We start from the raw sequence: 11,680 nt of genomic DNA, 5'->3' as shown, positions 1-11,680 counted from the left end.
TGTCATCAGAACCTGGTGCATGAAGAAGCGCCGATGACGGACCTGGATGCCAGCAAAGAGCAGGGCGAGCTTGTGCTGAAGGAAGACGGCTGGGATGATTGGGAGGAAGATGACGATGACGATGACGACGACGATTATTAATAATTTGTCGTAATCAACAACAATCAACATATGAGCAATTCTGAAGCCAGGCAAAAGTGAATTATTATGGTTTCAGAATTGCATTTGCGTCTGCTATGTGAGAGAAACAAATTTGGTGGAGTTTAATTAATAGAAACCCAGCGCTCAGGTAGTTGCTCGTCAATCTGTGTTGGTTTGACAGAAGTGCACAAAATTACCTAATTCACCAAATATCTTGCTGGCAAAATATCCAGTCAATTTGTTCATACAAAATCCTGTGTCAAAAGAATTGCCGAGTAAAAAGGAATATGTAGGCAAGCTAGGCTATAGCTATCGCCGTAAAATTCATGAACGATTTATAGAATCGATATTGTTTTTGTCTGCATTGCTTTCCGTTGTCATCATGCTGGCTATAATTATGATGTTGGTGAAGGAGTCAGTTGTTTTTTTTAAGCACGTGTCTATTTGGGAATTCCTGACCGATACACAATGGACACCATTATTTGATGATGCACATTACGGTATTTTGCCGCTAGTAGCGGGTACTGTGGTTAGTTCAGCGGTTGCTCTGTTGGTGGCATTACCTTTAGGCACAATTATTGCAATCTATCTTTCTGAATTCGCACCTTTTGCAGTGCGCGAAATTGCCAAACCATTTTTGGAATTGCTGGGGGGCATTCCGACAGTGGTATATGGGTATTTTGCATTGTTGTTTGTAACGCCTCTACTGCAGTTGATTTTTCCTGAGTTGCCAGGTTTTAGTTTGTTATCGGCTGGTTTGGTGATGGGAATAATGATTATTCCGTATGTCAGTTCGATGACGGAAGATGCAATGCGAGCTGTGCCGATGCAATTGCGTGAAGGGTCATATGCGATGGGAGCAACTCGATTTCAGACTGCTTTACGGGTTGTGACGCCTGCAGCATTTTCTGGAATCGCGGCAGCGTATATTCTAGGTATATCCCGAGCTGTTGGAGAAACGATGGTAGTTGCAATTGCAGCAGGTATGCAACCCAATCTGACTTGGAATCCTATGGAACCCGCAGCAACGATTACAGCATATATAGTACAGGTCAGTTTGGGGGATTTGCCGCATGGCAGTGTCGGATACCAAACTATTTTTGCTGCAGGGCTAACATTGTTATTAATAACACTGATATTCAATATTATTGGCCATCAACTGCGCAAAAGATATCGTGAAATTTATTAAAAATAAAAGCGGGCTTCTGGAACGCACCAAAAGTGCCAATGAGCTCGATGATCTTAGAAAAAAAATAAGCAATCATAAACGTTGGGATTTATTGTTTATGATAACTGGAATTATTGCGCTCATGATTGCAATTCTGACTTTTATTGCATTATTTGCGCAAATGTTAATTGATGGGTTGCCAAGATTGTCCTGGGATTTCTTTACCTCGTTTCCATCACGCCGACCGGAATCTGCGGGGATACTATCAGCATGGGTTGGGACTACATTGGTAATGTTGGTCACAGCCGTATCGGCGGTACCACTGGGAGTCGGAGCAGGCGTATACCTTGAAGAATATGCGCCCAAAAATCTGTTTACAGAAATAATTGAAATCAATGTGACAAACCTGGCGGGTGTGCCATCGATTATTTATGGTTTACTGGCTTTAGGGTTATTTGTCTATCAATTGGGTTTTGGTCAAAGCATTCTTGCAGCAGGTATGGCACTTGCACTGCTTATATTGCCAGTAGTGATTGTGGCCACAAGAGAAGCTATAAGATCGATACCGATAGCGATCCGTGAGGGTGCCTACGCTCTGGGTGCAACGAAATGGCAGACGGTTTCTGATCATTTGCTGCCGTATTCCTCTGCTGGAATCTTGACAGGTATTATTATTGGACTCGCTCGTGCCATAGGTGAAACAGCTCCTATAATCACGATAGGTGCTTTAACATTCATTGCTTTTCTACCACCATCTCCTGTTACAAATGAGTTTCCGTTTATATCGTTTGAATGGCTGACTGCACCATTTACAGTGATGCCGATTCAAATGTTTAACTGGGTGTCACGACCTGAAGAAGCGTTTCAGCTGAATGCGGCGGCAGCAGGGTTGGTATTGGTTGTTATGACATTGACAATGAATGGTTTGGCAATTTATTTGCGTTACCGCATGCGTAAAAACATTAAATGGTAAAAAAATGCAAGAGAGTGCAGTGATAAATCGGTACAAGTCAGAAGTCAAAAATCTGAGTTTTTATTATGGTACATTTAATGCATTGAAAAATATCGATATGGTGCTGCATGATAAAAAGATCACAGCACTTATTGGACCATCCGGTTGTGGTAAATCAACTTTCCTGAGATGCTATAACCGTATGCATGATTTGTATCCTGGAAACCGTTATGAAGGCGATATTGTATTGTATCCAGATAATGTTAATATTTTATCGCCAAAGGTTGATCCAATTGAAGTACGAATGCGTATCAGTATGGTTTTCCAGAAACCAAATCCATTTCCAAAGTCAATATATGAAAATGTTGCATATGGTTTAAGAGTAAGAGGAATAAAACAACGGGCTATACTCGATGAAAAAATTGAAGATGCATTGAGAAACGCAGCGTTGTGGAATGAAGTCAAAGATCGCTTAAATCATTTGGCTTTTAACCTTTCTGGTGGACAACAGCAGCGGTTGTGTATTGCACGTGCACTGGCAACTAATCCTGAAATACTGTTATTCGATGAGCCGACTTCAGCATTGGATCCGATAGCTACTGCAAGCATAGAAGAGTTAATAGCTGACCTAAAGGATAAGGTAACAATCTTAATAGTGACGCATAATATGCAACAGGCCGCTAGAGTGTCTGATTACACGGCGTATATGTACCTCGGTGAATTGATAGAATTTGGTGAAACAGATGATATATTTATCAAGCCCAAAAATAAGCAAACTGAAGATTATATTACAGGTCGGTTTGGATAATAGTAGTATTTTGTTGATGAATTATCATTAGTAATTTAACTTCTTGGTTCCACACAAAACACGAACTACTTAGCCCTTTTTTTGAACCTGCGCAGGCTATATGCCTGACCACTTCTGCATACTTGTCATAGGCAATAACATTGACTCGTCAGCAAATCAGAGGTAGCATCGCCCATTTTGAGTAAGCAAGGAATACAAAATGCGAGAGAAGCTGGTTGCTGGTAACTGGAAAATGAATGGTAGCCTAAAAGATAGCGTTTCGCTATTAAATACGCTGGTTACAGATATTTCCACAATTGGAAGCAATACCAGTTATGCGGTGTGCGTTCCATATCCATATTTGGCAGTAGCTCAATCCGCGCTGAACAATTCGACTATTAAATGGGGTGCACAGAACGTCAGCCAACATGAAAGTGGTGCTTACACCGGTGAAGTCTCGGCACTCATGTTAAATGATTTTGAGTGTACATACGTCATAGTGGGGCATTCAGAAAGAAGAATGCTTTTTGGAGAAAGCAATCAAATAGCGGGTGAAAAATATCTTGCTGCACAAAAAGCGGGGCTGGTGCCGATTTTATGCGTGGGTGAAACGCTTGAGCAACGTGACTCCGATATTACTGAGCATGTCATTTATGAGCAGTTAAATACAGTAGTGAAGCTGGCAGGAGTTGAATCATTCAGAAATGCCGTAATCGCATATGAACCTGTCTGGGCGATTGGAACAGGAAAAACAGCAACTCCACAACAAGCGCAGGATATACATCATTTTATTCGGCAGAGCGTGGCAAAACAAAATGCGGATGTGGCTTCTGGGCTTACGATTTTATATGGCGGAAGTGTGAAGGCAAATAATGCAGCAGAATTGTTTGCAATGCCGGATATTGATGGCGGATTGATTGGTGGTGCATCGCTGATTGCCGAAGAATTTGTCGCCATTTGCAGTGCAATACGTAGTTAAAATTATTTGGAGTTAAACTTTGGAAACCTTGGTTTGGTCAATTCATGTTATATTGGCGGTAGTATTAATTGTTTTGATACTGCTGCAGCAAGGCAAAGGTGCGGACATGGGAGCAGCATTTGGTAGTGGCTCCGCTGGAAGCTTGTTTGGTGCTAGTGGTTCTGCTACGTTCTTAAGCAGAACGACAGGGATAATCGCGACAATGTTTTTTATTACGAGCCTGAGCCTGACATATCTTTCGATGAATCAAACTGAAGATCTTGGAATTATGGGCGCGTTCGATGAAATTGAGGTACAAAAAGATAACGCAGTGCCAGAAGATTCCATCGAAGCAAAACCAGAAAATGATGAAATTGTGGTGCCAAGTGTGACTGAAGCAGAGCGTGCTTCGAAAGCAGACCAGATACCCGATTAATATATTTAAGGTTTTATCAGAACCGTTGGCAAAGGTTCAAAGTTAGCCGCCGACGTGGTGGAACTGGTAGACACGCCGTCTTGAGGGGGCGGTGGCGAAAGCCGTGCGAGTTCGATTCTCGCCGTCGGCACCATATAGATTAAATGCCAAAAAGAGCTTGTGGACGTATTTCTCTAGCCAACTTAAAGGCCTCTATTGATTTACGAATAAACTAAAATAGAAATGCTTGAAAATTATTTCCCAATTTTGTTATTTTTAATTGTAGGTTTTGTGGTTGGTGCCGGATGTATGATCGGTGGATGGTTACTTGCGCCCAATCGGCCTGATAAAGAAAAATTGTCAGCCTATGAATGTGGTTTTGAGGCGTTTGAAGATGCGCGCATGAAGTTTGATGTGCGTTATTATCTCGTTGCGATACTGTTTATATTATTTGACTTGGAAATTGCGTTTTTATTTCCATGGGCAATAGTGCTTGATGAGATTGGGTTATTCGGCTTTGTTGCGATGATGGTATTCCTTGGCATTTTGGTGGTGGGTTTTATCTACGAATGGGCGCGGGGCGCACTGGAGTGGGATTAATAATATGAGTATTGAAGGTGCTTTAGAAAAAGGATTTGTTACAACGAGTCTTGATTCTGTGATTAACTGGGGGCGAACAGGATCCATGTGGCCAATGACATTTGGGCTGGCTTGCTGCGCAGTAGAGATGATGCAGACCGGAGCTTCCCGTTACGATCTGGATCGTTTCGGAGTGGTTTTTCGTCCAAGTCCCAGGCAATCGGATGTGATGATCGTGGCTGGCACTCTATGCAATAAAATGGCTCCTGCATTGAGAAAAGTTTATGATCAAATGGCAGAACCGCGTTGGGTAATTTCAATGGGATCATGTGCCAATGGCGGCGGATATTATCATTACTCTTACTCAGTTGTTCGTGGTTGTGATCGCATTGTGCCGGTTGATATTTATGTGCCTGGTTGTCCACCTACTGCAGAGGCGCTGTTGTATGGCATCATTCAGTTGCAAAATAAGATAAAACGCACAAATACGATTGCTCGGTCGTAAGTATATGGATACTAATAAAATAAAAGTTCTGGCTGAGGGGCTAGAGAAAATTCTGGCAGGTCGTTTCGTAAGCCTGCATCAACTTTTTGATGAGCTGACAATAGTGGTTCAAGCGAATCATGTGCATTCGGTCAGCGAGATTTTACGTGACCACCAAGACCTAGGTTTTGACACTCTGATAGATCTCTGTGGAGTGGATTATTCGACCTACGGAGATGATACACATGCATTAGGGCAATATGATGGCGGACGTTTTGCAGTAGTCTATCATTTGCTGTCCGTAGATCTAAATCAGCGTTTGCGTATGAAGGTGTTCGCACAAGATAGTGAGTTTCCGGTAGTGGATTCGGTTACAGATATTTGGCCGGTAGCGAATTGGTTTGAACGAGAGGCATTCGATTTATTCGGAATCGTATTTCCGGGGCATTCAGATCTTAGAAGAATATTGACCGATTATGGTTTTGTCGGTAATCCGTTTCGTAAAGATTTTCCAATTTCAGGCTATGTGGAAATGCGTTACGATGAAGATCAAAAACGTGTTGTTTACCAGCCTGTCAGCATAGAACCACGTGAAATAACACCACTTGTAATCCGCGAGCAAAATTATGGCGATAGCCATGCGGATTAGTATCGGACTCGCTTAATTAACGATCAGATTTTTAAATCAAAGTATGGCGGAAATAAGAAATTACACCATGAATTTTGGACCGCAACACCCGGCAGCGCATGGCGTGTTGCGTTTGGTCCTGGAGCTAGATGGAGAAGTAGTTCGGCGTGCAGACCCGCATATCGGCCTATTGCATCGTGCCACCGAGAAGCTCGCGGAGAATAAAACATATTTGCAGTCAGTTCCATATATGGATCGATTGGACTATGTGTCAATGATGGTCAATGAGCATGCCTATGTGATGGCTATCGAAAAATTGCTGCAGATAGATGTGCCGGTACGTGCGCAGTATATACGGGTGATGTTTGATGAAATAACTCGAATATTGAATCATTTGCTGTGGATTGGTGCGCATGCACTTGATGTTGGAGCGATGACCATGTTTCTTTATGCATTCCGGGAACGAGAAGATCTGATGGATTGCTATGAAGCAGTTTCCGGTGCGAGATTGCATGCTGCCTATTATCGGCCAGGCGGCGTATATAGAGACCTTCCCGATACAATGCCTAGATACCAGTCTTCGGCCATTCACAGCGATAAGCAGACACGAATAAGAAATCAAAACAGAGAAGGATCCTTGCTTGATTTCATAGAAGATTTTACCGAGCGCTTTCCAACCTATGTGGATGAATATGAAACGTTGCTGACAGATAATCGTATTTGGAAGCAGCGACTTGTGGATGTTGGCGTGGTCTCGCCTGAACGCGCAAAAGCACTTGGCTTTACAGGGCCGATGTTGCGTGGGTCTGGTGTGGAATGGGATTTGAGAAAAAAACAACCTTATGAGGTTTATGATCAGATGGAATTCGATATTCCTGTAGGCGCCAATGGTGACTGTTATGATCGCTATTTAGTGCGTATGGAAGAATTTCGTCAGTCCAACCGAATAATTAAACAATGTGTTGACTGGCTGCGGAAGAATCCGGGTCCGGTGATAACCGATAATCATAAAGTTGCTCCGCCATCGCGTATCAACATGAAGCAGAATATGGAGGAAATGATTCATCATTTCAAACTTTTTTCGGAGGGATTTCACGTGCCTCCGGGAGAAGCTTATGTAGGTATCGAACATCCTAAAGGTGAATTCGGAATTTATTTAGTTTCCAACGGTGCTAACAAGCCCTATCGATTGAAAATTAGGGCGCCTGGTTTTGCACATTTGGCTGCGCTCGATGAGATGTCTCGTGGTCATATGATTGCAGATGTGGTTGCAATCATTGGGACACAAGATATTGTATTTGGTGAAATAGATAGATAATAAAAATGTTAAGTGCTGAATCCCTGAAAAAAATTGACCATGAGATAGCGAAGTATCCAGCCGATCAAAAGCAATCTGCAGTTATGTCCGCCTTAGCAATTGCGCAAGACGAAAAAGGATGGCTGGCTAACGAGACAATGAATTTCATCGCGGATTATTTGGATATGCCAGCAATTGCTGTGTATGAGGTGGCTACATTTTACAACATGTATAATCTCGAGCCCCTGGGTCAGTACAAGATAACCGTTTGCACAAATTTGCCTTGTGCGTTGTCAGGTGGAAATAATGCGGCAGAATATCTAAAACAGAAATTGGGTATTGGATTTAATGAAACGACGTCCGACGGAAAATTTACATTGAAAGAAGGTGAGTGTATGGGTGCGTGTGGAGATGCGCCTGTTATGCTGGTAAATAATAAGCGTATGTGCAGTTTCATGTCTAACGAAAAAATAGATGAGATGTTGGAGGAAATGCGCAAATGAAAACGTATCCGCTAACACTGCTTAACGGTGTTGATCCATCAGATTCTGAGAACTGGCGCTTGAAAAGTTATGAGAAAAGAGATGGATATGCGGCACTTAGAAAAATTTTGTCACAAAATCTAACTCCTGAAGCAATAATAGAAGAAGTCAAGGTATCTGCTTTACGTGGACGCGGTGGTGCCGGATTTCCGACAGGCCTGAAATGGAGTTTTATGCCCAAGGAATATCAGGGAGATAAATACATCGTATGTAATTCAGACGAAGGTGAGCCTGGTACATTTAAAGATCGAGATATTTTGCGTTATAACCCACATATTCTGATTGAAGGAATGATTATCGCAGCGTATGCAATGGGCGCAAAAGCCGGCTATAATTACATACACGGAGAGATTTGGGAAACTTACGAGCGTATGGAGGAAGCTGTCGATGAAGCAAGGGCGGCAGGATATCTCGGTGAGAATATCTTAGGCTCTTCTTTTAACTTCCAACTGTACAATCATCACGGGTACGGCGCTTATATTTGCGGAGAGGAAACAGCGCTGCTCGAGTCTATAGAAGGCAAAAAGGGACAACCCCGCTTTAAGCCACCGTTCCCGGCAAATTTTGGCTTGTATGGGAAGCCGACTACGATAAACAACACCGAAACTTTTGCGTCTGTTCCCTGGATCATTCGTAACGGCGGTGAACAATATTTGAAACTGGGCAAACCAAATAATGGTGGTACAAAGATATTTTCAGTATCCGGGCATGTGAACAAACCCGGAAATTACGAAATTCCGTTGGGCACACCATTTGCAGAGTTACTGGATTTGGCCGGAGGGATGCGCGATGGTCGCAAGCTGAAGGGATGCATACCCGGAGGATCGTCGATGCCGGTTCTACCGGGTGAGATTATGATGGAAACAGATATGGATTATGATTCCATTGCTAAAGCGGGTTCAATGCTGGGATCTGGCGCTGTCATAATTATGGATGAAACGACCTGTATGGTGAGAGCTCTTGAACGTTTATCGTATTTCTATTTTGAGGAATCCTGTGGTCAGTGCACTCCCTGTCGTGAAGGCACAGGATGGCTTTATCGCATCATAAATCGTATTGAACATGGAAAGGGCCGTCAAGAAGATATTGAGCTGCTTGACGATATAGCTGACAACATTCAGGGTAGGACAATTTGTGCGCTAGGTGATGCTGCAGCAATGCCAGTTCGAGCCATGATTCAGCATTTCAGAGATGAGTTTGTATATCATATTGAACATAAGAAGTGCATGGTGTGAGTAAGTGAGTGTTTGATTGGCATCCCAAATGAATATGCTTCGCTTTATTTAACACGAAATTTTTAAAAAAGAATTGTAGCCGATGGTCAATATTGAAATCGACGGTAAAACTGTTTCCGTACCTAAAGGCAGCACCATTATGGATGGTGCCAAAGAAATCGGAATTTATATTCCACATTTTTGTTATCACAAAAAGTTATCGATAGCGGCAAATTGTCGGATGTGTCTGGTTCAGGTAGAAAAAGCGCCTAAGCCATTGCCAGCCTGTGCTACGCCAGTTATGGATGGTATGAAAGTGTATACCCATTCTAAGCAGGCCGTGACGGCACAAAAGGGTGTTATGGAGTTTTTGTTGATTAACCATCCTCTGGACTGTCCGATTTGTGACCAAGGCGGTGAGTGTCAACTGCAAGACCTTGCGGTTGGCTATGGTTCAAGTGGATCGCGCTATCAGGAAGCAAAACGGGTGGTTACCAATAAAAACCTGGGGCCACTGATTTCTACTGATATGACTCGATGCATTCATTGTACTCGGTGCGTGCGTTTCGGCCAAGAAATCGCAGGTATTATGGAACTTGGAATGGCTGGTCGCGGTGAACACTCAGAAATTCTGTCTTTTGTTGGTAAAACAGTTGATTCAGAATTATCAGGGAATGTAATAGATTTATGCCCTGTGGGCGCTTTAGTCAGTAAACCTTTTCGTTATACGGCTCGTACATGGGAGTTGTCACGTAGGAAATCGATAAGCCCGCACTGTGGTCTGGGATCGAATTTGGTTGTTCAAGTAAAACAGAATCGCGTTATGCGAGTACTTCCTCGAGATAACGAAGCGATTAATGAATGCTGGCTTTCAGACAAGGACCGCTTTGCCTATGAAGGCTTAAATTCGGAAGATAGATTGACGCGGCCGATGATCAAACAGAATGGAGTTTGGAAGCAATGCGGTTGGCAGGAAGCGCTGGAATTTGCAGCGAACAATATACTGATGATCAAGGAAAAATATGGTGCTCAAGGACTGGGTGCACTCGGCTCTGCACATAGTACAACAGAGGAGTTATATCTGCTTCAAAAATTGATGCGCGAATATGGAAGTGGCAATATTGATCACCGATTACGTCAATCAGATTTCAGTGCTGATAAGCAATTGCATGGTATTCCATGGCTAGGTACGAGTATTGCGGAAATATCTGAGCAGAAATCAATTCTGATAGTTGGTAGTACATTAAGAAAAGACCACCCGCTGATTGCACAAAGAATCAGACAGGCGGTAAAGAAAGGCATGGCGCTTAATGTTATCAACCCGGTAGATGACGATTTGTTGACTAAAGTTAGCAATAAAGTCATTGCTGCTCCGGATATGATTGCGAGAACACTGGCTGGCGTGCTAAAGGAGGTGTCAGCGGCGAAAGGCATTGAATATCCGCACGAACTTAAAGAAATACTGTCCTCTATTCAAGATGAAGAAACATCGCAAACTAAAGCCATTGCCCTGAGTTTGATAGAAAATACACCAGCTGCGGTGTATCTAGGGAATTTGGTGCAGCATCATCCGGATTATACAAAGATTCATATTTTATCAAATGCAATTGCTGAGGTATCCGGGGCGGCATTTGGAGTATTGGGTGAAGCAGCTAATAGTGTAGGTGCATACATGGCTGGAGCCATACCTGATTTAACTGGCCTGTCAGCAGCGGTTGGATTATATACAGGAGCACCTGCTGGGCTGAATGCTGCGCAAATGCTTGGCGGGACTGTTGAAAATAAATGCCGCGGTTTTATCCTCATGAACGTGGAACCTGAATTCGATACGTATAATGCTCAGCAAGCAATGAACACAATGAAAGCATCAGATTTCGTGGTGTCTCTGAGCATCTACAAAGGGAACGTACATGAATATGCTGATGTAATGCTACCTATCACACCATTTACTGAAACTTCCGGAACATTTGTCAATACAGAAGGGCTCGCCCAAAGTTTTAATGGCGTTGTTTCTCCTCTCGGTGAAGCGAGGCCTGCTTGGAAAGTATTGCGAGTATTGGCAAATTTATTGAGTTTGAATGGTTTTGAATATGAAACGGTTGAGCAGGTGCGCGATGATATTTTTTTAACAGACGTCGACTTGGATAAATACTTGAGCAACAGTATTAGAGGTTCAGTTTTAGACTTTGGTGTTCATCAAGAAGGTATTATTCAGCGTATTGGAGAAATACCTATATACCAAGCTGACCCGATAGTGCGTCGGGCAGATTCTCTACAGGAGACACACGATGCGAATTCTATCAAAGCTTGGCTAGCTTCTTCTTTAATGAGAACACTTGATGTTAAATCTGGTGACGAAATTCGAATAATACAAGGAGAGGAGGCAATAAAATTGGAAGCAGCATGTGATGATAGATTGCCAGCCAATTGTGTACGCTTACCTGGCGCTCATCCAAAAACATATGCATTAGGCGCACTGTTTGGAGCGGTAACAATAGAAAAAATTTAATGCATT

At 42.9% G+C, this 11,680-nt stretch carries 12 protein-coding genes and 1 tRNA gene; all 13 read left to right on the top strand.

Going from position 1 to position 11,680, the window contains the following annotated elements; translation table 11 throughout:
• The first annotated feature begins 397 nt into the window (after positions 1 to 397).
• The gene (gene pstC, locus BMX44_RS12805) at positions 398 to 1,330 is read left to right on the top strand and encodes a phosphate ABC transporter permease subunit PstC (protein ID WP_090633694.1); all 933 of its coding nucleotides are present in this window, start codon (positions 398 to 400) and stop codon (positions 1,328 to 1,330) included.
• Between the two features lie 16 nt (positions 1,331 to 1,346).
• Entirely contained in the window at positions 1,347 to 2,282 is a 936-nt protein-coding gene (gene pstA, locus BMX44_RS12800; RefSeq protein WP_090633691.1) for a phosphate ABC transporter permease PstA, read from the top strand.
• Between the two features lie 4 nt (positions 2,283 to 2,286).
• Positions 2,287 to 3,069: a phosphate ABC transporter ATP-binding protein PstB gene (gene pstB, locus BMX44_RS12795; protein WP_090633689.1), complete on the top strand. Its 783-nt coding sequence runs from the start codon at positions 2,287 to 2,289 to the stop codon at positions 3,067 to 3,069.
• Positions 3,070 to 3,268: 199 nt separating this feature from the next.
• Positions 3,269 to 4,027 (top strand): triose-phosphate isomerase, encoded by a 759-nt coding sequence (gene tpiA / locus BMX44_RS12790; protein WP_090633685.1) that lies wholly within the window; start codon positions 3,269 to 3,271, stop codon positions 4,025 to 4,027.
• Positions 4,028 to 4,046: 19 nt separating this feature from the next.
• On the top strand, positions 4,047 to 4,442 hold the full coding sequence (gene secG, locus BMX44_RS12785; RefSeq protein ID WP_090633683.1) for a preprotein translocase subunit SecG: 396 nt from the start codon (positions 4,047 to 4,049) through the stop codon (positions 4,440 to 4,442).
• A gap of 48 nt (positions 4,443 to 4,490) precedes the next feature.
• A tRNA-Leu gene (locus BMX44_RS12780) sits at positions 4,491 to 4,575 on the top strand.
• An 89-nt stretch (positions 4,576 to 4,664) separates the two neighbouring features.
• Complete coding sequence (locus BMX44_RS12775) at positions 4,665 to 5,021, top strand: NADH-quinone oxidoreductase subunit A (RefSeq protein ID WP_090633681.1); 357 nt, start codon at positions 4,665 to 4,667, stop codon at positions 5,019 to 5,021.
• 4 nt (positions 5,022 to 5,025) lie between these two features.
• Positions 5,026 to 5,505, top strand: coding sequence for a NuoB/complex I 20 kDa subunit family protein (locus BMX44_RS12770; protein ID WP_090633679.1), 480 nt, complete (start codon positions 5,026 to 5,028; stop codon positions 5,503 to 5,505).
• Between the two features lie 4 nt (positions 5,506 to 5,509).
• Positions 5,510 to 6,133: an NADH-quinone oxidoreductase subunit C gene (locus tag BMX44_RS12765; protein ID WP_090633678.1), complete on the top strand. Its 624-nt coding sequence runs from the start codon at positions 5,510 to 5,512 to the stop codon at positions 6,131 to 6,133.
• A 43-nt stretch (positions 6,134 to 6,176) separates the two neighbouring features.
• Entirely contained in the window at positions 6,177 to 7,430 is a 1,254-nt protein-coding gene (locus BMX44_RS12760) for an NADH-quinone oxidoreductase subunit D (RefSeq protein ID WP_090633676.1), read from the top strand.
• A 5-nt stretch (positions 7,431 to 7,435) separates the two neighbouring features.
• The gene (nuoE, locus tag BMX44_RS12755; protein ID WP_090633673.1) at positions 7,436 to 7,912 is read left to right on the top strand and encodes an NADH-quinone oxidoreductase subunit NuoE; all 477 of its coding nucleotides are present in this window, start codon (positions 7,436 to 7,438) and stop codon (positions 7,910 to 7,912) included.
• Positions 7,909 to 9,186 carry an NADH-quinone oxidoreductase subunit NuoF gene (gene nuoF, locus BMX44_RS12750; RefSeq protein ID WP_090633670.1) on the top strand — a complete coding sequence of 426 codons (1,278 nt, stop codon included), beginning with the start codon at positions 7,909 to 7,911 and terminating at the stop codon, positions 9,184 to 9,186. Before nuoE ends, nuoF begins: the two co-directional genes overlap by 4 nt.
• Before the next feature lie 82 nt (positions 9,187 to 9,268).
• Entirely contained in the window at positions 9,269 to 11,674 is a 2,406-nt protein-coding gene (gene nuoG / locus BMX44_RS12745; RefSeq protein WP_090633668.1) for an NADH-quinone oxidoreductase subunit NuoG, read from the top strand.
• Positions 11,675 to 11,680: the final 6 nt, after the last annotated feature.

Source organism: Nitrosomonas marina, assembly GCF_900110145.1.
Lineage (GTDB): Bacteria > Pseudomonadota > Gammaproteobacteria > Burkholderiales > Nitrosomonadaceae > Nitrosomonas > Nitrosomonas marina.
The sequence above is the reverse complement of the archived record's forward strand: the minus strand, read 5'-3'. Positions and strand labels throughout refer to the sequence as shown.